This window comes from Gordonia sp. AC31, from assembly GCF_031844505.1.
Classification (GTDB): Bacteria; Actinomycetota; Actinomycetes; order Mycobacteriales; family Mycobacteriaceae; genus Gordonia; species Gordonia hongkongensis.
In genome coordinates, this window is sequence record NZ_JAUZVK010000007.1 from 46,281 (window position 1) to 65,464 (window position 19,184).

At 67.6% G+C, this 19,184-nt stretch carries 18 protein-coding genes; 13 read left to right on the plus strand and 5 right to left on the minus strand.

Going from position 1 to position 19,184, the window contains the following annotated elements:
* Positions 1-16: 16 nt before the first annotated feature.
* Positions 17-769, minus strand: a complete 753-nt coding sequence (locus Q9R39_RS10475; protein WP_058252303.1) for a metallophosphoesterase — start codon at positions 767-769, stop codon at positions 17-19.
* A 359-nt stretch (positions 770-1,128) separates the two neighbouring features.
* On the opposite strand from Q9R39_RS10475, the gene Q9R39_RS10480 reads away from it, so the two are divergent.
* Positions 1,129-1,629: a MarR family winged helix-turn-helix transcriptional regulator gene (locus Q9R39_RS10480; RefSeq protein WP_058252302.1), complete on the plus strand. Its 501-nt coding sequence runs from the start codon at positions 1,129-1,131 to the stop codon at positions 1,627-1,629.
* Positions 1,626-3,329, plus strand: a complete 1,704-nt coding sequence (locus Q9R39_RS10485; protein WP_058252301.1) for an MDR family MFS transporter — start codon at positions 1,626-1,628, stop codon at positions 3,327-3,329. Before Q9R39_RS10480 ends, Q9R39_RS10485 begins: the two co-directional genes overlap by 4 nt.
* A 23-nt stretch (positions 3,330-3,352) precedes the next feature.
* On the opposite strand, the gene Q9R39_RS10490 is transcribed toward Q9R39_RS10485, so the two are convergent.
* Both Q9R39_RS10490 and Q9R39_RS10495 read right to left on the minus strand, forming a co-directional pair.
* Positions 3,353-4,108 carry a dienelactone hydrolase family protein gene (locus Q9R39_RS10490; protein ID WP_058252300.1) on the minus strand — a complete coding sequence of 252 codons (756 nt, stop codon included), beginning with the start codon at positions 4,106-4,108 and terminating at the stop codon, positions 3,353-3,355.
* Positions 4,109-4,141: 33 nt separating this feature from the next.
* Positions 4,142-6,511 (minus strand): ATP-dependent DNA ligase, encoded by a 2,370-nt coding sequence (locus tag Q9R39_RS10495; protein WP_058252299.1) that lies wholly within the window; start codon positions 6,509-6,511, stop codon positions 4,142-4,144.
* Positions 6,512-6,582: 71 nt separating this feature from the next.
* On the opposite strand from Q9R39_RS10495, the gene Q9R39_RS10500 reads away from it, so the two are divergent.
* The 3 genes from Q9R39_RS10500 (at position 6,583) to Q9R39_RS10510 (ending at position 10,344) form a co-directional block, all read left to right on the plus strand.
* The gene (locus tag Q9R39_RS10500) at positions 6,583-7,584 is read left to right on the plus strand and encodes a Ku protein (protein ID WP_058252298.1); all 1,002 of its coding nucleotides are present in this window, start codon (positions 6,583-6,585) and stop codon (positions 7,582-7,584) included.
* Between the two features lie 71 nt (positions 7,585-7,655).
* The gene (locus Q9R39_RS10505) at positions 7,656-8,990 is read left to right on the plus strand and encodes an MFS transporter (protein ID WP_058252297.1); all 1,335 of its coding nucleotides are present in this window, start codon (positions 7,656-7,658) and stop codon (positions 8,988-8,990) included.
* 106 nt (positions 8,991-9,096) lie between these two features.
* Positions 9,097-10,344, plus strand: a complete 1,248-nt coding sequence (locus Q9R39_RS10510; protein ID WP_078113287.1) for a hypothetical protein — start codon at positions 9,097-9,099, stop codon at positions 10,342-10,344.
* 61 nt (positions 10,345-10,405) lie between these two features.
* Here Q9R39_RS10510 and Q9R39_RS10515 read toward each other — a convergent pair whose 3' ends face one another.
* Together Q9R39_RS10515 and Q9R39_RS10520 are read right to left on the minus strand one after the other, a co-directional pair.
* Positions 10,406-11,317 (minus strand): LysR family transcriptional regulator ArgP, encoded by a 912-nt coding sequence (locus Q9R39_RS10515; RefSeq protein ID WP_058252295.1) that lies wholly within the window; start codon positions 11,315-11,317, stop codon positions 10,406-10,408.
* A 58-nt stretch (positions 11,318-11,375) separates the two neighbouring features.
* Positions 11,376-12,437: an ABC transporter permease gene (locus Q9R39_RS10520; RefSeq protein ID WP_058252327.1), complete on the minus strand. Its 1,062-nt coding sequence runs from the start codon at positions 12,435-12,437 to the stop codon at positions 11,376-11,378.
* 93 nt (positions 12,438-12,530) lie between these two features.
* Between Q9R39_RS10520 and Q9R39_RS10525 the strand changes: the two genes are divergently transcribed.
* The 8 genes from Q9R39_RS10525 to Q9R39_RS10560 all read left to right on the plus strand — a co-directional run bounded on the left by Q9R39_RS10525 (position 12,531) and on the right by Q9R39_RS10560 (position 19,156).
* A complete protein-coding gene (locus tag Q9R39_RS10525; protein WP_058252294.1) occupies positions 12,531-13,154 on the plus strand; it encodes a TetR/AcrR family transcriptional regulator in 624 nt (207 codons plus the stop codon).
* Between the two features lie 69 nt (positions 13,155-13,223).
* Positions 13,224-13,847 (plus strand): LysE/ArgO family amino acid transporter, encoded by a 624-nt coding sequence (locus tag Q9R39_RS10530; RefSeq protein ID WP_058252293.1) that lies wholly within the window; start codon positions 13,224-13,226, stop codon positions 13,845-13,847.
* A 181-nt stretch (positions 13,848-14,028) separates the two neighbouring features.
* Positions 14,029-14,922: a YhjD/YihY/BrkB family envelope integrity protein gene (locus Q9R39_RS10535; protein WP_396275655.1), complete on the plus strand. Its 894-nt coding sequence runs from the start codon at positions 14,029-14,031 to the stop codon at positions 14,920-14,922.
* Complete coding sequence (locus Q9R39_RS10540; protein ID WP_058252291.1) at positions 14,906-15,649, plus strand: CDP-alcohol phosphatidyltransferase family protein; 744 nt, start codon at positions 14,906-14,908, stop codon at positions 15,647-15,649. The genes Q9R39_RS10535 and Q9R39_RS10540 overlap by 17 nt, the downstream gene beginning before the upstream one ends.
* A 98-nt stretch (positions 15,650-15,747) precedes the next feature.
* The gene (gene idi, locus Q9R39_RS10545; RefSeq protein ID WP_058252326.1) at positions 15,748-16,317 is read left to right on the plus strand and encodes an isopentenyl-diphosphate Delta-isomerase; all 570 of its coding nucleotides are present in this window, start codon (positions 15,748-15,750) and stop codon (positions 16,315-16,317) included.
* Positions 16,318-16,361: 44 nt separating this feature from the next.
* A complete protein-coding gene (locus Q9R39_RS10550; protein WP_311277458.1) occupies positions 16,362-17,300 on the plus strand; it encodes a squalene/phytoene synthase family protein in 939 nt (312 codons plus the stop codon).
* Positions 17,297-18,901, plus strand: coding sequence for a phytoene desaturase family protein (gene crtI / locus Q9R39_RS10555; RefSeq protein ID WP_058252289.1), 1,605 nt, complete (start codon positions 17,297-17,299; stop codon positions 18,899-18,901). Before Q9R39_RS10550 ends, crtI begins: the two co-directional genes overlap by 4 nt.
* Before the next feature lie 87 nt (positions 18,902-18,988).
* Complete coding sequence (locus Q9R39_RS10560) at positions 18,989-19,156, plus strand: hypothetical protein (protein ID WP_156422435.1); 168 nt, start codon at positions 18,989-18,991, stop codon at positions 19,154-19,156.
* The last annotated feature ends 28 nt before the right edge of the window (positions 19,157-19,184 follow it).

The window sequence follows — 19,184 nt, forward strand, 5'->3', positions numbered from 1 at the left end:
GGCACCGTCCTGAATGTCAGAACATCACCGATCGGAAGTGGGTGACGAACCGCTCGTCGTCGTAGAGATGGAACGCGATCCCCGGCGGCTGACCGCGGTTGACGACCTCCCGGCCTTCGAACGGCAGGTTCAGTGTCGACGACACACCCGGTGCGATGCACAGCGGGCGGTCGGCGAACGTGGTCACCGCCGGGGTGTGGGCGTGTCCACACAGGAACGCGACGATGTTCGGGTGCTGATCCACCAGGGCGGCGAGGCGGCCCTCGTCGCGCTGGCGGATCGAGTCCATGAACGGCATCAGCAGGTCGACCGGCGGATGGTGAAAGGCGATGAACACCGGTGTCGCCACGGACGTCGCGGTGAGCCGGTCCGACAGCCAGGAGATGGTCGCGTCGTCGAGACGACCGTCGTTGCGTCCGGGCATCGAGCTGTCGCACATCAGGAAGAGGACGTCGGAGCCGTCGCGCCCGCGCACCGTCCGCGCGTGATTGATCGGACCAGAGGTCTCGGTGCCGATCAGGGCCGCGCTGAACGGTTCCCGGACATCGTGGTTGCCGGCGGTGATGAGCATCGGCAGCGGACTCTCGAGCACCCCGTACGCCTCGCGGTACTCGCTCGCGGCACCTTCATCGGCGATGTCACCGGTGACCAGCAGGACGTCGATCCCGGCGGCGCGGGCGTTGATATAGCTCAACGTCGACTGGATACGGGCCCGATTGAACCGCGTCCCGTTGAAATGCAGGTCGCTGATGTGGGCGACAACGAACACGAAGAGCTCCTGTCACGGTTCCTGGCTCCCACGAGGCTAACCGCAGGCAGGGTCCGACGACGCATCGCCTCAGGGCCGCGAGGCGCAACGCACTCCCATGACGTCGGTGTGGTTCAGCCCGCTCGGGTGCCGGCTCCCCTGTAACGCACAGCGGCCGGCGAGCGACATCGACGATGAGTCGCCGACCTGCCAACCCCCGACCTGGCAGGTCGGCGACCGTCTTTTGTCTCCGTCGATGCAAGACTTCGGCGCTGTTTGCATTCTCCCGAGTTCGCGCGCACACTGGCGAGCGGTGTTAGTTGCGCTCTGCAACTAATTGCAAAGAGCAAGTAAAACTTCTCGGGTAGGCGGTGAGGACAGTGCTCGATCAACACGCGATCGACGACCTCTTCGAGACCCTTCTGCGCTTCGTCCGCATCCGCGAACGGGCGGTCCACACGACGTTCCGTACGCGTGAGGGCGAGTTCGAGGCCGCGGCGTTCAAGGCGCTCTTCCCGCTCGCGCGACGGTCGATGCGATCGCGCGACCTCGCCGAGACGATGAATGCCGACCCGTCGACGGTGAGTCGGCACGTGGCTCAGCTCGTGGAGCACGGCCTGATCCGCCGCGAGGCGGACCCGGACGACGGGCGCGCCACCATGCTCGTCATCACCGCCGCCGGACGGGATCGCGTCGTGGCCATGCGCGAGATGCGTCGCGCCGCCATGGCCGATGTCATGGCCGACTGGACCGACGACGAACTCCACACCCTCGTGACACTTCTCGGGCGGTTCGTCGATGCCGCCGACGCAGCCCTGCACCCGGCGTGCCCGGACCGCAGCCCGGACACAGATGCGAATGACCCGAAAGGACGACAGTGACAGACTCTTCGGCCGCCGACACGGTGAACCACGACGAGGAGGTCGCCGGCGCCGGACTGACCCATCGCCAGATCCTGACCATCCTGGCCGGACTCATGCTGGGCATGTTCCTCGCCGCCCTCGACCAGACCATCGTGTCGACGGCGATCCGGACCATCGCCGACGATCTGCAAGGGTATGACCTGCAGGCCTGGGTGACCACGGCCTACCTCGTCACCGCGACGATCGTGACCCCCTTGTACGGCAAGCTGTCCGATCTCCACGGCCGGAAACCGTTCTTCCTGCTGGCGATCTCGATCTTCATCGTCGGTTCGCTGCTGTGCACGATCGCGTCGTCGATGTATCAACTCGCCGCGTTCCGCGCCTTCCAGGGGCTCGGCGCGGGCGGCTTGATGACGCTCGCACTGACGACCATCGGCGACATCGTCCCGCCGCGGGAACGCGCCAAATACCAGGGCTACTTCCTCGCCGTATTCGGCACCTCCAGCGTCCTCGGACCGGTCCTCGGCGGTCTGTTCGCCGGCCAGGAGACGATCCTCTGGGTGTCCGGTTGGCGTTGGGTGTTCCTGGTCAACGTGCCGATCGGACTCGTCGCGCTGTTCGTGGTCTACAAGGTGCTCAACTACGACCAGCAGAAGGGCGTCGGCGGGCGCACCGACTACTGGGGGGCGACGGCACTCGCCGTCGCCGTGGCTCCGCTGCTCATCGTCGCCGAACAGGGGCGCCAGTGGGGATGGACCTCCGGACTGTCGTTCCTCTGCTACGGGATCGGCGTCGCCGGCATCGCCGCGTTCATCTGGATCGAGCACCGCATGGGCGACGACGCTCTCATCCCGTTGCGCGTGTTCACCAACCGGGTGTTCAGCCAGGGCATCATCATCTCGGTCATCATCGGCGCCGTCATGTTCGGCGGGATCTCGATGCTGCCGCAGTATTTCCAGGTCCTCCGCGGATCGAGCCCCATGATCGCCGGCCTCCAGATGTTGCCGATGGTGCTCGGTCTGATGGCCGGTTCGATCCTGTCGGGCCAGCTGATCTCGCGCACCGGACGCTACAAGATCTTCACGATCATCGGCGCCGTGCTGATCACCGCGGGCACTTTCCTGCTGCACCTGGTGGGCACCGAGACACCGCTCTACCTGGTCATGCTGATGGCCGCGCTCCTCGGCTTCGGGCTCGGCAATCTGATGCAGCCGATCACCCTGGCGATGCAGAACATCCTGCCGCCCAAGGACATGGGACTTTCCACCGGCACCGCCACCTTCTTCCGTCAGATCGGTGGAACGCTCGGTGTCGCGGTCTTCTTCTCGCTGTTGTTCTCCGTCATGGGGCCGAACATCAAGGACGAGATGGTCGCGGCGGCAGCCCAACCCGAATACCGGGCCGCGGTCGTAGAGGCCTCGCAGAGCAGCGACCCGCAGGTCAGCGCATTCGGGCACTCGCTCATCGCGGCCGCTCAGAATCCCGGTGTTGCAACCGGATCGTCGGACAGTGTCATGAGTGACACCTCGGTCATCGAGAGGCTGCCGGCCGAACTGGCCCAACCCATCAAGGAGGGGTTCGCCGACTCGATGGACCGGGTGTTCTTGGCGGTGTCGATCGTCGCGCTGCTCGCGATCATCGGAACGGTCACCTGGAAGGAACTCCCGCTGCGTCAGGGACGGCCGATCGGCGCACCGGAGTCGTCACCCGCGTCGTGAGCGTCAGTCGGAGCGGACCCACCTCACCCCGACAACGTCCGCCGGAAGAGAGCCTTGAGCTCATCGAAGTGATGTTCGCAGGCCTCGTGGTGATACGCTGCCAGATCGGACATCGTATACCCGTGCGGCGCACCGGGATAGACGGTCGCCGAGTGCGCCACGCCCCCACCGGTCAGGGCGTGCTCGAACTGCGCGACCGCCGTCGCGGGCAGTGATGAATCCTTGTCGGCGTGGATGGCGAGGACGAACGCGTCGATGCCGACGAGATGCAGGTGCGGACTGTCGCGGTCGTCGGTCACCAGGCCGCCGGTGTGGAACATGCCGACCGCGGCGACGTCGTCGGGCCGGGCGGCGGCGATGTTCAGCGCGAGCCGGCCGCCCATGCAGTAGCCCGTGACACCGACACGTCCGGGTGTGACGCCCGGGAGCGATTGCAGCGCGTCGAGGTAGGCGACGAGATCGGGACGTACCGCCTCGGGCGTGAGGGTCCGTGCCCGCGGCATCGCGGATCGGAAGAATGCGGTCCGCGCCTCGGGCAGCAGCAGATCCTCGGTGGGCGCCCACTCGGCCGCGGACCCGTACCGGTGGAACAGGTGCGGCACCAGCACGACGTAACCCCAGGACGCAATGCGGTCGGCCATGGCCTCGATGCGAGGTCGTAGGCCGATCACATCGGTGAGGAACAGGACTCCCGGTGACGTCCCGGATGAATCGGGCCGCGCCACATAGGCTTCGGTCTCTCCGTCGGCCGCCGAGATGGTGATCGTCTCACCCGTCATGTCCACGCTCCTCTGCTCGGTTCACGCCCCGGGTCACAGATCACCGGGCAGTTTGTCCCTCCGGATCCCCCGCCAGCTGGGATGCCGCAGATGCCCGGCCGTCGTCCAGTCCATGAACCGGACCTCGCCGACGATCTTCGGCAGGACCCACACCGCGCTGGACTCGACGGGCCGGTCGAGTTTGTCCAGGAAGGGCGACCGCGAGATCTCCAACGGTCCGAGTTCCTCTGCAAGCGAACGCAACTGTGCGTCGGTGAAGCCGGTTCCCACGCGACCGACGTAGCGGAGTCCGGTCTCCTCGGGCAAACCGATGAGCAGGGAACCGATGGTGTGCGCGCGGTTGCCGCGGCCCGGCCGATATCCGCCGACCACGACCTCGATGTCGCTCCAGTTCTTGTGTTTCAGCCAGGTCGTCGACCGGCGTCCCTGCTGATACACCGAGTTGCGGCGCTTGGCGACAACGCCTTCGAGATTGTGTTCACGGCTGTACTCGACGGCGGCCGATCCCGGGCCCGGAAGCAGCGGCGGCACTTCGACGAAGGCGGAGTTGCGGAACGCGGGCGCCAGCTCCTCGAGGAGTTCGCGCCGAACCGACCATGGCTTGCGCAACAACGACGAACCGTTCAGGAACAGGATGTCGAACAGGTGTAGCCGCAACGAATACGGCTCGTCGGTGTGCCGACGTGAGGTCAGCAGCGTGAAATTGGTGCGGCCCGACGAGTCGATCGCGACGACCTCGCCGTCGAGCACCACGTCCATGAGGCCGAGATCGTCTGCGAGGCCGGTGAGTTCGGGGAAGTCGGCGGTCATGTCGATACCCGATCGGGAGGTGAGCCGGAACTCGCCGCCGACCGAACGGATGAGGAGCCGATATCCGTCCCATTTGCCCTCGAACGCCCAGTCTCGACCGTTGAGTCCGTCGATCGACTCGTCGGTCGCGAGCATCGGGCGCGGGTCGGTGAGGCTGTCGGGGACGATCGGACGCGGTTCGTCGCTCATCAGGTGGGCAAGCCAGTTCTTCTCACCGGTCCGGATCAAGGCGTACCGTCCCTGCACGCGCTCGCCGTGGAGGCGGACGATGACCTCCTTGTCCCGCCACTTCTCGAGCTCGAATGTGCCCCTGTCCCAGATGGACACGTGACCGCCGCCGTATTCGCCCGCCGGGATGTCGCCCTCGAAGTCGGCGTAATCCATCGGGTGGTCCTCGGTCTGCACCGCGAGCCGGTTCTGGTCGGGGTCGGTGGGCAGGTTCTTCGGTACGGCCCACGACACCAGGACCCCGTCGTGTTCCAGCCGGAAGTCGTAGTGCAACCGTCGGGCGTGGTGCTCCTGGATCACGAAGATCGGTGCCCTCTCGGTCTGCGTGTCCGAGGAATCAGGTTCTGCAGCAGAGCTCTCGGCTTCGATGCGCTGTCGATGCGCTTCATCGCCGAAGGGTTCGGGTGTCTTCGACTGGTCGCGCTTGCGCCGGTACTCCTTCAGGTTGATGACCTGTCCCGCCGCGGGCTCGACGACGACCTCCGGCTCGTCGTCGTAGGGGTCGTCCAGGCCGTCGAGGAGATCGCCGAACTCCTCGACGCGGTCCAGCACCTCGGTGTAGAGCAGTTGGGAGAGTCCGGGGTCCTCCATCTCCTCCCAGGTGCGCGGCGCGGCCACCCACGGCTGCTCGCGTCCGCGCATCGAGTACGGCGCGAGAGTGGTCTTGGCGGCGGTGTTCTGGCTCCAGTCGATGAAGACCTTGTCGTCGCGCAGCGATTTGGACATCTTGGCGGTGATGAAATCGCTGTGCTGACGGGCGAACTCGTTGGCGACCTCCTGAGCCACCTTGCGCGCCGCATCCGACGTCACGGGCTTCGGGAGCCGCGCGTAGAGGTGGATGCCCTTGCCGCCGCTGGTCACCGGGTACGTCGTCGCCCCGCCGAGCCAGTTGCGGATCTCGCACGCCACCTCCGCGGTCCGGTGCAGCGGCACCCGTGGCCCGGGATCGAGGTCGAAGACGATGCGGTTGGCCATCGGCGCGCCGTCGGGCCCCATGGGAAGCCGCCACTGCGGCGTGTGGATCTCGAGCACGGCCATCTGCGCGAGCCAGACCAGCGTGGCGCGATCGTCGGCCATCGCATAGTTGATGACCCGCTCGCTGTGCTGGATGCCGTGGCGTCGGATCCAGTCAGGTGCGCTCTCGGGAACGTTCTTCTCGAAGAACGGGGTCGACTCGACGCCGTTGGGCCACCGCTTACGGGTGATGAGGCGGTTGCGTACGTGGGGGAGGAGGACATCGGCGATCCGCGAGTAGTAGTCGATGACCTCGAACTTCCGCGTCCCCGTCGCCGGATAGAGCACCTTCGAGAGATTGGTGATCGAGATCCGCCGACCGTCGACCTCCAGTGTCTCGCCGCCTGCCATGCTCCTATTGTCCACAACGCCGGTCAGAACGTCGTGCAGCTTGCCGCCATCCGGCCCGGATCCCTGGCAGAATGGCCCCCATGCGCTCGATCTGGAAGGGCGACCTCAGCTTTGGCCTGGTCAACGTGCCGGTCAAGGTCTATTCCGCGACCGAGAGTCACGACCGGAAGTCGTATCAGGTCGACTCGTCGGACGGAACCCGCATCCGCTATCGCCGCGTGCGCGAGGGCACCGACACCGAAGTCGACTACGGCGACATCGCCAACGCCTACGAATCCGAGTCCGGCGAGACCGTGATCCTCACCAAAGAAGACCTCGCCACGCTGCCGGTGCAGAAGAGTCCCGAGATCTCGATCCTGGAGTTCGTACCCGCCGAGCAGGTCGATCCGATCTACTTCGACAAGCCTTACTACCTCGAACCGTCGTCGAAGTCGCCGAAGGCCTACGTCCTGCTGGCCAAGGCGCTGGAGGAGACGGACCGGCTCGCGATCGCCTCCTTCACTCTGCGCAACCGGACACGCGTGGCCGCGCTGCGCGTCGTCGACGGGGTGATGACGCTGCAGACGCTGCTGTGGCCCGACGAGGTCCGCAAACCCGACTTCGGCTTCCTCGACGACGACACCGAGATCCGCGATCAGGAACTGCAGATGGCGGCCTCGCTGATCGAGTCGATGGCATCGGACTACGACCCCTCCGAGTTCGAGGACACCTATCAGAACGAGCTGACGAAGCTCATCGAGGCGAAGTCCGAGGGTGGCGAGGCGTTCCCCGAATCCGACGACGAAGACAAGGACACCGAGGACTCCGACGTCGCCGATCTCCTCGCCGCGCTGCGCGCGTCGGTGAAGGACCGCGGGGGATCCGATTCGAAGGATTCGGACTCGAAGGACACCGCGGCCAAGAAGGCACCGGCCAAGAAGGCTGCGGCGAAGACGGCCGCGAAGAAGGCGCCGGCCAAGAAGACCGCTTCCAAGTCGACGGCGAAGAAGACCTCCTCGGGGTCCGGCGAGTCCGGGAGCAAGTCCACGGCCAAGAAGGCGCCCGCCAAGAAGTCCTCGCGCAAGGCGAGCTGACCCGCACCGCCGGGCAACGGCGGTCCGAAAAGGGTTGGCACCACGCCCACGGGTTCGGGCAAGCTCGAAGGGTGACTTCCGCCGCCGACTCCCGACTGCCCCGCGCGCTGCTGCCGTTCGCGCGTCGACAGTACCGGCTGCTCGCGTCCGGACTGATCCTCGCCATGTTCGCCGACGGCGTGTGGACGATCGCGGTGATCTGGCAGATCATCGCGCTCGGCGGCGGTCCGGGCCAGGTGTCGCTGGCCACCGGCGTGGCCGCGGTGGGAATGCTGTTCTCCACGTTGGCCGGTGGTGTGCTCGCCGACCGTATTTCGCAGCGCCACATCATGATCGGACTCGAGGTCGCGAAGATGATCGCGTTCGGTGCGATCGGTCTGGCGTCGATCGCGGGCGTACTGCAGCTCTGGCACGTGGTGGTGGCGTCCCTTCTGGGCGGCATCACCACCGGGATGTACTACCCCGCCTACTCGGCGTTGCTGCCCGGTGTCGTCGCGCCGTCGGAGCTGCAGGCGGCCAACGGGATCGAGGGCTTCTTCCGCCCGGTCGTCTTCCAGGCGGTCGGGCCGATGGTCGCCGGCGCGGTCATCGGTGCCTGGGCGCCGGGACCCGCGGTGCTGATGGCGGCGATCGCGGCCATCCTGTCGGGGGTCTGTTATCTCGGGATGGCCCCGGTCACCGCGCGTCGGTTCGGCGAGACGGGCGAGGACGCGCCGGAGGTCGTCGAGGGTGCGGGTGCCCGCCGGATCGTCGGCGACCTGGCCGAGGGGTTCGTCTACATGGCCCGGACCCCGTGGCTGTGGGGGACGCTGCTCTTCGCCTGCGTTTTGGTATTGGCGACGCTCGGCCCCATAGAGGTGCTCGTCCCGTTCGCATTACGTGAGCGCATCGACGGCGACGCGACCCAGCACGCCTGGGTGCTCGCTGGATTCGGACTCGGCGCGGCCGCGGCGTCACTGGTATTCGCCTCGATCCCGATGCCGCGCCGGTACCTCACCGTCATGTTCTCGCTGTGGGCGTTCTCCAGCCTGCCGCTGGTGCTGATGGGTCTCGCCGATTCGACGTGGATGTTCGTCGCCGCCGGTGTGATCATGGGCATCCTCTTCGACGGCCCGATGGTGCTGTGGGGAACGCTCTTACAGCGTCGGGTGCCGCCGGCACTGTTGGGTCGCATCGCCAGTCTCGACTTCTTCGTATCGGTCGCGCTGATGCCGGTGTCGATGGCGATCGCCGCCCCGGTCTCGTCGGCGATCGGCCTGACCGCCACGTTCGTGCTGGCCGGGTTGCTCCCGGTGCCGATCGCGTGGGCGTTCTACTTCGCGGCCGGCATGTGGCGCGACGAGATCGAGAACCCCCTTGTCGACGAGTCGAATCCGAAGTTGGTCGACTCCGCTGCGGTCCGTTGACGTGACCTGGAGCACATACTACGGTGACACATCATTCACAGGGCACGACGTGACGTAGCGGAGTGGGCTCGGCGGCTCGGCGCAGCCATTGCAGGAGGCGAAGACGATGGCGGTCTGCACGCCGGGTGACGTCCCGTCGATCATCACCGGCTACCTGGGGTTCGAGTGCGAGGGCGCGAATCCGATTGTCACGATCCGGAATCCGGCCGACCTCGAGCACTGGACGCAACCGGTCCTCGAGGTCACGATCATCCTCGGTGCCGTCCTCGCGCTGATCCACGCGATCCGCCGACTGCGTCGCGACGGCGACCCCACCAACCTGACGGTGTGGATCGGATCGTTGGTCTACCTGTTCGTGATCGAGCCGCCGCTGTACTTCCCGAACTGGTTCCACGCCGAAGAAGCGATGGGATTCATGTTCTCCCACAACGTGTTCACGGTCATGTTCATGTACGACCGGCTGCCGTTGTACATTGTTGCGTTCTATCCGGCCGTGAGCCAGGTCGCCTACGAGCTCGTGCGGGCGTGGGGCTTCTTCGACGGGTCGAAGCGCTCGGCGCTGCGCGGCTCGCTCGTTCTGGCCCTGGTGTTCCAGACCTTCTACGAGATCTTCGACCAGCTCGGCCCGCAGCTCAAGTGGTGGGCGTGGAACGTCGACGCGCCGTACTATCGCGACACCCTCGCCCAGCTCCGAGCCCAGGGCGTCGCCCCCGACGAGCTCGGCAATCCCGCCGCGGAGCCCACACTGGCCGCGGTGCCGTGGGGGAGCGTCTGGCTTTTCGCGACCGTCTCGTTCGCCGTGCTCGTCTACGTCGCGGTGCGCTTGGTCCAGATCCCCACCTCCCGAGGACGCGCCCCGCGCGGATGGTCGTTGTCATGGCGCGTCGTCGTGTCCGGTGTTGTGGCCGTTGTCAGCATGCCACTCCTGTCCATTCCGACGGCGCTGTTCGGCCGTGACGAGAACGCGAATCACGACGCGCAGACCGTCGTGTACTGGGTGGAGATGGCCCTGGTGTGGGGGATCGGACTGACACTTCTGTACGTGCAATGGCGACGCATGCGCAGCGACCCGACGCTGGGCGTCGACGACGCTCGCAGCGCTCGGCCCTTCCTCGTCGTGTTCCCGGTCCTGTTCCTCGGGGTGCACCTCGTACTGTGGTGCGCCGCGTTGCCCGCCTACCTTGACGCCGAGGACGGAATCACCGCCGACAACACACCGATCGGGAGTCTCCCCTACGTGATCGCCTGCCTCGTGGTCGCTGTGGGCGTGCTGGGCGTCGCTGTCGTTCGGGGCCGGCGCACGGTCGACGACAGCCCGGCGGTCGCGGGAACACCGTCGACCTCAGGCGTGTGACAACGTCCGATTCGTCCATAGCTGGGTCTGCCCGTCGTGGACGGCGACGAGTCGAGCGCGATCAGTGCTGGAGAACCCGCGCGGCGCCGTCGACGACGCTCGTCGTGAGTGTCTGCAGCAGAGGCGAACTCAGCTTCCAGTGCTGCCAGTACAGCGGGACGTCGATGTGGTGGTCGGCGATGAGGCGGACGCGACCGGTGTCGAGGGCGTCCGCGATCTGGACGACCGGGACGGCGCCCCAGCCGATGCCGAGCGCGACGGCGCGGTGGTATTCGGTCGACGCCGGGATGTAGACCGCGGGCGGGTCGACGGGCCGGCCGGCGAGGGCGGCCGAGATGTTCCGCTGGATGTGATCGTTGCGGTCGAACTGCACCATCGGGGCCCGGGCCAGTGCATCGGCATCGGGCCCGTCGGGTAGCCATGTGTCGATGAATTCCGGTGTGGCGACCGGCAGATAGCGCATCGTGCCGAGCGACTGCAGTGCGCACCCGCGGATCGCCAGTGGTTCCGAGGTCACCGCGGCGAGCACGTCGCCGGTGCGGAGCAGGGTGCTGCTGCGGGTTTCGTCGTCTCGGAAGACCTCGACCGCCACTGCGTGCTCCCGGTGGAATCGCGCGAGCACGGGCAGTAACCAGGTCGCGAGCGAGTCGGCATTCGTCGCGACCGGGAGATGGACACGGGGACGTTCGACCAGCGGCAGATCGTCGTCGTCGGGCGCGCCCACGAACTCGGCGCGGGTCTCGGCGAGCAGTAGTTCCCACTGCTTGGCCAACCGCACCAGCACCTCGCCATCGGGTGTGGCCGTCGCCGGCTTGGTCCGCCGGAGGAGTACCCGCCCGGCAGCGGACTCCAGCGCCTTGATCCGCTGGCTCACCGCCGACGGGGTGATGTGCAGGGCGGTGGCCGCGGCGTCGAAGGTGCCCTCGCGCAGGACCGCGGCCAGCGTGCGCAGGCCTTCCTGACTGATGTCCACGAGCCGAGGTTAGTGGTGTGTCCCGCCGGACAGTCGAGACACACCACCGCCGGCCGGATCAGGCGGGGACGGTGTCGCCCGCGGAGTCGGCCCGCCGTCCGCGCACCATGCCGAGTGCGAGGAGCGCGGCGCCGACGGCAATCCACCCGAGGAGAACGGCGACCTGTCCGGTGATGCTCGCCGCCGGGAAATACGCGACCGAACGGAGCAGCGTGCCGCCGGCGCCGGGCGGCAACCACTGGCCGATCGTTCCCCACGGCGCGGGCAACAGGTACGGCGACGATGCCAGCCCCGACAGCGGGTTGGAGATCAGCACCATCACCAGCGCGGACACCCCGACCCCGGCGGGTCCGAGCAGGCTGCCCGCACCAACCGTGAACCAGGTGATCGCTCCGATCATCAGGGCTGCGGCGAGTCCGACGGGGCCGATACCGCCGTCGATGACGCCCAACCATGACCACGTCGCCGCGAAACCGAACCCGGCCACGAGCGGCCCCAGGACCGCCAGTGTCGCCTGCATGGCGACTGGGCCGCGCAGCCCGATCGCGGCGGCTCCGCCGAGTGCCATGCCGGCGATCAGCAACGGCAACAGTCCGGCGGCGAAACCCGTTCCGCGTGTATCAGTCTCGGGAGTGGGGACCACGGATTCGACGGCGACCGGTACACGCTGGGCGGTGGCGATGCCGTTCCCGACCCCGGCGACGACCTGCGCCAGCACCGGCGAACCCGCCTCCGCGGTCAGCACCGTGACCCCGCCGGGCCCGACCGCGATCGCGCCGACCAGGTCGCGCCGTTCGATGGCGGCACGCGCGTCCTCGGTGTCGGCGAATCGTTCGACGGCGAAGGCGTCTTCACCGGCCCGGTCGGCGAGCGCCGTCTCGATCGCCTGTGCCGCGGGCGGCGGTGCGACGAGACCCAGTGGGGCTTGATGCGGCTCGGGATCGACGGCCAGTGACACGAACGTCGCGGCGATCGCGATCACGAACGTCGGGATCAGCAGCGCCATCACCGCCACGAGGCGCCAACTGGGTGCCCGCCCGGTCGGGGGCGCACCGTCGGCCTCCGCGGTCGCAACGGGCGCCCGATCGCGCGAATCTGTCGAGTGCAGTTCAGTGCTCATGACCACTCCTAAAAAGAACGAATCTTCGTTTTTCTGAGTATGCGCGGAGGGCCGCGAGGAATCAAGAACGAATATTCGTTTTAGACTGTCGGCATGCCCAAGATCAGCGACGAACGCAAGCTCGAAAGAAGCCGGCAGATCCTCGCCGCCGCTCGCCGATGCTTCGTCGACAAGGGGTTCCACCGTGCGTCGATGTCTGACGTGATCCGGGAATCCGGGCTCAGTGCGGGTGCCGTCTACTCGTACTACTCGTCGAAAGAAGAACTGATCGCCGCCGTTGCGCGGTCGATCTTCGCCGCCTACGAGTCGGGGATCAGCAGCTTCGACGACCCGGTAGAGCAACCCCCGTCGCCTGAGGCGGTTGTACGCGCGCTGGCCGAACGGGTCCTGCTGGAGATCGCGCCGATGACCGACGGCTTCCGGATGGTCCTGACGGTATGGGGTGAGGCCGCCAACAACCCGGAGCTGCGCGAGACCGTGCGCGACATCATCCGTGGGCTGCGGGGCGTCTTCGAACGCGTGCTGACGGCCTGGCGGGCCGCGGGCCACGAATTGCCCGCGGAGCCTGCGGTGCTCGCGCAGGTGATGGTCTCGGCGATGCAGGGGGTGGTCGTTCAGCAGGGCCTGGTCGGCGACGTGGACGTCACCGACTACATCGAGGCCTTGTGCGCGGTTCTACGCGGCATCGGACTGGGCGACGATGCGTCCACAATCTGAAGTTCAACTGTTTATTCGTGAAAAAGTTTCGCTGTACTGACCGGGGCGTGTCGCCCTAGCGTCGTCCCGGTGACCGCCTACCTCGTACCGACACTTGCCGGGCTTCTCACCGGCGCCGGTCTGATCATCGCCATCGGACCCCAGAACGTTTTCGTGCTGCGTCAGGGCGTCGCCCGCAGGCACACCGGTCAGATCGTGGCGGTCTGCGCCCTCTCCGACGTCGTACTCATCGTGGCAGGGGTGGCCGGCCTCGGCGCGCTCGTCGCCGCGCACCCGGAGGTGGTGACGTTCGCGAAAGCGGCCGGCGGACTGTATGTCGGGGCGTTGGGCGTCATGGCCGCCAGACGCTGTGTGCGCAGTGACGAGGCCATCGCAGCCGCTGACGAGATCGGGGCCGAGTCCACCGGCCGCTGGGTGGCGGTGGGTACGGCCCTGGCTCTGACCTGGCTCAACCCGCACGTCTACCTCGACACGGTCATCACCATGGGTGCCATCGCCAACGGCCACGGAAACGGCAAGTGGGCGTTCGCCTTCGGTGCCTGCATCGCGAGTGTCCTCTGGTTCACCGCGCTCGGCGGCGGAGCTCGGAGACTGTCCGGATTCTTCGCGAGTCCGCGGGCGTGGAAGATGCTCGACGCGGTGGTCGCGGTCATCATGCTGGGGATGGCGATCGCGCTGTTCGCGTCGATCTGACACGCATTCCGAGCATGTGCGGGGCGCTCGTCGGTGACCGGTGTCGTCACCCGGGTTCCCCCGGCAGCCGGACGGGTGCAGGACAGCGGTGGAGGCGACAGTGTGATCACGCTGGAGTCACCGAGGACTCAGATCGGACACTGCTGCGGCGCGAGTGGGGTGTTTCGGGTATCCCGGAGGGGTGACACCGCGCCGATCGGCCCCGACGGTGACTCGCGACACCACGATCCGCGAGCAGACGACGACGTTCGACGTGCGTGCGTTGGTGACCGATGTGCGCCATGTACTGGGCCGCGGCGACCTCGCCGCGGCTGCTGCCACCCTCACCTACTTCGCGGCGATCGCCGTCGTGCCGTGGGCGCTGCTGGGGATCTGGTCGACGACCTGGCTCCGCGGCCCGTCCGCCGAGGAGTCCCTGGCGGAGCTGCGCGTCCTCATCCCACCGGCCATGGGCGGCCGTGGCGTGTTCGACGAGGCCGTCGCGGTCGGTACCGGACTGACGCTGATGGGCGCACTGGTGTTGCTGTTCCCGGCGTCGTTCTACGGCGAGGGTCTTCGCCGCGCGTGTATGACGTTGTATCCGCGCGAGGACCGGTTCACGGGATGGCGGTCTCGGATCTGGGTGCTGGGATTGGTGGTCGTCGTGCCGCCACTGGCGTATGTGGTCGTCGGCGTCGCGGGCACACTCACGACGTTTGCGCCCGAGGGAGGCGGAACGGGTGGTTTCGGCGACCTCGTGGTCCGGATCGTGGTCGAGTTCATCGTCGTGTGGATGCTGGTCACGGTGGCCCTGACCTGGGTGTACTGGAAGGTGACGCCCGGTGAGCCATCACTCGGGGTGGCGGCGGCCAGCGCTCTCGGCACCGCGTCGTTCATCGCCGGATTCACCCAGGGCTTCCTGCTGTTCCTGTCCCTGCCGATCGATGTCGGGATCCCGTACGGGGGTCTCCGGGTGATCGGCGGGGTGGTCGCGGTCGGTTTGTGGCTGTACGTCGCGCACGTCATCGTCATCATCGGATGGGCGTTCGGGCAGGCGATCGAGAAGCAGAGGAGGGGACGTGTCCGCGGAGCCTGAGCGAGCGGGCCGGAGCCTCACGGCGGCGTCGGGTGCGGAGCGGACGACGAGCGCCCGGGACGAGGCACTCGACTCGTGGTCGAAGCTCCACGGAGGGCTCGATCCGCGCGCGAGTTTCTGGGTCCGGAACTGGGTGCTCGTCAGCCACGCCTGCGCGCGACCGTTGGCCCGACTGGGCCTCACGCCGAACACCGTGACAGCTCTCGGAGTCATCGCCACCGCGATCGCGCTGTGCCTGACCATTCTCGGCGACTGGTGGCCGCTGCTCGCCGCACTCGTCATCGTCCTGGCGGCGCTCCTCGACGGGATCGATGGTGCCATCGCGGCCCAGACCGGAACGGCCTCGCGGTGGGGGCGTATCAACGACTCGGTGGCGGACCGGTTCTCGGACGTGATGCTCGTCGGCATCGTGGTGGTCGTGGGTGCACCGCCATGGCTCGGCGCGACGATCGCGGTGCTCACCCTCATCCTCGAGATCACCCGCGCCACGGCCCAGGCGGTGGGCATGAAGGGGCCAGGGACGGTCACCGTGTGGGAGCGGCCGTCGCGGGTGATACTGGCGGTCGTCGCCACTGTGAGTGCGGGTTCGTGGTGGTGCTCGGGACTGAGCTCAGCCGTCGCGTCCGGCCTGGCTCTATTCATCGCGGCAATCGGCGCGGCACTGGCGTTGATCGGGACGGTCCAGTTGGGGATCGCGGTGCGGAGGCAGACCCGACGGCTCGGATGAGTTCTCGTCGCGGGCGGCTCCCATCCGGTTCGCGCTCCGGTGACGAACAATGGTGCGAAGAGCAGCTCGCCCGATCTCGATGCGATGAGGAAATGTCGATGACGAACGACTCGGTGGTTCTCGCCGACGCCGACGGCCGCCCGTGCGGCACCGCCGACCGCGAGGGGGTGCACGGACCGGACACCCCGCTGCACTTCGCCTTTTCGTGCCATCTCGTCGTCGACGGCCGCATCCTCATGACACGCCGGGCGTTGTCCAAGCGCAGCTGGCCCGGGGTGTGGACCAACTCGTTCTGCGGTCATCCGCGCCCCGGCGAGGACGTCGTCGACGCCGTGCACCGGTATGCCCGGCGCGAGCTCGGTATCGAGGTGGCCGATGTCCGCTGCATCCTGCCGGACTTCCGGTACCGGGCGGTCGACGCGAGCGGCATCGTGGAGAACGAGATCTGCCCGGTGTTCGTCGCACGTCCGCTGGGAACACTTCGACCGGATCCCGATGAGGTCGCCGAGCACGCCTGGGCCGACGTCGCCGACGTGTGGTCGCTCGTCGCGAACACCCCGTGGGCGGTCAGTCCGTGGTTCGTCGAGCAGGTGCGGCAGCTGCCGACCGACGACCCCGGTTCGGTCTACGACACCCATCCGGTGATGTCCCGGGCGTCGAATTCATGACGTCAGGCAATTGGCGTTCAGTCACCAGGTCGAGGAGCGGTCGGATGATGCACATTCCCGGTCACACTCAGGTGATCCCACCGCACCGGCGATACGACGAGGTCGCGGAAGCCTGTGCGGCGATGGTGATCAGGTCGTACTCGAGTTCGTTCGGACTCGCTTCGCGTCTGCTCACGCCGCGGATTCGGCGCGACGTCCAGAACATCTACGCGCTCGTGCGGGTGGCCGACGAGATCGTCGACGCCCCGCGCCCGGAGCAGGGGCTCGTTGACCGCAGCAATGAACTCGACCAGCTCGAGGAGCAGACCAGCGTCGCGCTCGTCACCGGGTCGAGCAGCAACCTCATCGTCCACGCCTTCGCGCAGACCGCCCGCCGGGTCGGCATCGATCTTGATCTGGTCGGCCCGTTCTTCGACTCGATGCGCAGCGATCTGACCCAGGTCCAGCACGACTTCGAGTCGCTGGCCACCTACATCTACGGCTCGGCCGAGGTGGTCGGTCTGATGTGCCTGCGGGCGTTCCTCGCCGACGAGCCGAAATCCGCCGCCCAGTACGACCACCTCGCACCCGGCGCCCAACGGCTGGGCGCGGCCTTCCAGAAGATCAACTTCCTCCGCGACTTCGGCGAGGACAGCGACGGGCTGGGGCGGCGCTACCTGGTCGGCCTCGATCCCGACGATCCGGCGGACTCCGCCTGGTCGCTCTGGCTGGACGACATCGACCTCGACCTGACCGCCGCTGCGGCCGCCATCCCGCACCTGCCGGCGAGCAGCCGCGTCGCGGTGTGCACCGCGCACGACCTGTTCGCCGAGCTGACGGCCCGCCTTCGCGAGTCGTCGGCCACCGAGGCCCGCCGTACCCGCGTCCGCGTCCCGAACGCCGGGAAGGCGAAGATCGCGGCGGCCGCCGTCGCCCGCCGCGGTATGCCGCGACCCGCACGTGCCGACGCCGCCGGTCTGAACAGAAGGAAGAGCAACGTATGAGCGAGTCCCGACGCGTCGTCGTCATCGGTGGCGGAGTCGCCGGCCTGGCCACCGCCGCCCTCCTCGCCCACGACGGGCACGACGTCGAACTCGTGGAGAAGAACGACGACCTCGGTGGTCGGGCCGGTACCTGGGATCGCGACGGGTTCCGCTTCGACACCGGTCCGTCGTGGTGGTTGATGCCGGAGGTGTTCGACCATTTCTTCGAGATGCTCGGGACGTCGACCGCCGAGCAGCTCGATCTCGTCCGCCTCGACCCCGGTTACCGAGTGTTCTTCGACGACAACGGGTCCGACGAGAAGCCGATCGACGTGTTCGGTGACCAGGACCGGAACCGTGCGCTCTTCGACGAGATCGAGCCCGGCGCGGGAGCCGCACTCGACGACTATCTGCGCACCGGCAGGCAAGCGTATGACCTTGCCGTGGAACGGTTCCTGTACACCAGCTTCGACTCGCCACGTGCCTTCCTCGGCCTGCCGGTGTTGCGGCACGCGAAAACGCTTGTCACGCTGCTGACGACCTCGCTGCAGTCCTACATCGCGGCCCGCTTCACCGACCGCCGGCTCCGCCAGGTCCTCGGGTATCCGGCGGTGTTCCTCGGTTCCTCGCCCGAGCGCACCCCTGCGATGTATCACCTGATGAGCTGGCTCGACCTCGCCGACGGTGTGCGGTACCCCAACGGCGGCTTCACCACCCTGGTCGACGCGCTGGAGCGGGTTGCGCGGGAACGGGGCGTACGCATCTCCACCGGCACGGCCGCGACCGCCATCCTCACGCGGGAACGCGCTGGGAAGCGGTCCACGCCGTCGCGTCGTCGCGCCGAGGTGGCCGGCGTCCGCGTCGAAGGAGCCGACGGCACACCGCGAGAACTGGTCGCGGACATCGTGATCGGTGCCACCGATCTGCACCATCTCGAGACTCGGTTGCTGCCCCGGGAACTCCAGACCTTCCCCGAACGGTACTGGGACCGCGCCACCTCCGGCCCGGGGGCGGTGCTCGCACTCCTCGGCGTACGCGGTGAGATTCCCGAGTTGGCGCATCACTCCCTGTTCTTCACCGAGGACTGGAAGACCAACTTCGACGCCATCTTCGAGAGTCCCACGCGCGTACCGGACCCGGCGTCGCTCTATGTGTGCAAGCCGTCGGCCACCGACCCGTCGGTCGCGCCGTCGGACTCGGAGAACCTCTTCATCCTGGTGCCCGTCCCGCCCGACCCGGGTCTCGGCCGCGGCGGCGTGGACGGCGGCGGCGACCCCGACATCGAGAAGGTGACCGACCGGGCCATTGCGATGATCGGACAGTGGGCAGGTGTTCCCGACCTCGCCGATCGTGTCGTCGTCCGCCGCACCATCGGCCCCGCGGACTTCGTCGACTCGGTCAACTCGTGGTGCGGCGGAGCCCTCGGCCCGGCGCACACGCTGCGGCAGAGCGCGTTTCTGCGCTCGACGAACCGGTCACGCAAGGTCGACGGCCTCTTCTACGCCGGGTCGAGCACGCGTCCCGGCATCGGCCTGCCGATGTGCCTGATCAGCGCCGAACTCATCCGGAAGAAGCTCCGCGGCGACCGGTCGGTGGGGCCGATGCCGGTCGCGACACGCTGACCTGCGCCGGAAGGTTTGGAACGCAGATCATCCGGGTACGGTCGCGTGACAGGGCTCACAGCGAGCGGCGCGAAAGGTACCGGTGACATGGAGAAGGCACGGACGAATGCGTGGTGGCGCGGCCCGCGATGGACGTGGTCTCGTCAGCACCTGACCCCCGAAGAGCGCCGGAACCTCCAGGCCTCCCGTGTTCCGGTGGCGGTCGTGACGGCGTCGCTGGGTGGACATGCGTACAGCTATCGCGACCGGGTCTGATCTGACGCTTCGAGGTCCCACGACTCGC

Excerpts from the sequence above, each read along its gene's own strand:
- Q9R39_RS10520 (WP_058252327.1), bottom strand. The coding sequence starts at position 12,437 with ATGAGCACTGAACTGCACTCGACAGATTCGCGCGATCGGGCGCCCGTT.
- Q9R39_RS10500 (WP_058252298.1), top strand. The coding sequence starts at position 6,583 with ATGGCCCCCATGCGCTCGATCTGGAAGGGCGACCTCAGCTTTGGCCTG.
- Q9R39_RS10490 (WP_058252300.1), bottom strand. The coding sequence starts at position 4,108 with ATGACGGGTGAGACGATCACCATCTCGGCGGCCGACGGAGAGACCGAA.
- idi (WP_058252326.1), top strand. The coding sequence starts at position 15,748 with ATGACGAACGACTCGGTGGTTCTCGCCGACGCCGACGGCCGCCCGTGC.
- Q9R39_RS10560 (WP_156422435.1), top strand. The coding sequence starts at position 18,989 with ATGGAGAAGGCACGGACGAATGCGTGGTGGCGCGGCCCGCGATGGACG.
- Q9R39_RS10510 (WP_078113287.1), top strand. The coding sequence starts at position 9,097 with ATGGCGGTCTGCACGCCGGGTGACGTCCCGTCGATCATCACCGGCTAC.
- Q9R39_RS10495 (WP_058252299.1), bottom strand. The coding sequence starts at position 6,511 with ATGGCAGGCGGCGAGACACTGGAGGTCGACGGTCGGCGGATCTCGATC.
- Q9R39_RS10525 (WP_058252294.1), top strand. The coding sequence starts at position 12,531 with ATGCCCAAGATCAGCGACGAACGCAAGCTCGAAAGAAGCCGGCAGATC.
- Q9R39_RS10550 (WP_311277458.1), top strand. The coding sequence starts at position 16,362 with ATGATGCACATTCCCGGTCACACTCAGGTGATCCCACCGCACCGGCGA.
- crtI (WP_058252289.1), top strand. The coding sequence starts at position 17,297 with ATGAGCGAGTCCCGACGCGTCGTCGTCATCGGTGGCGGAGTCGCCGGC.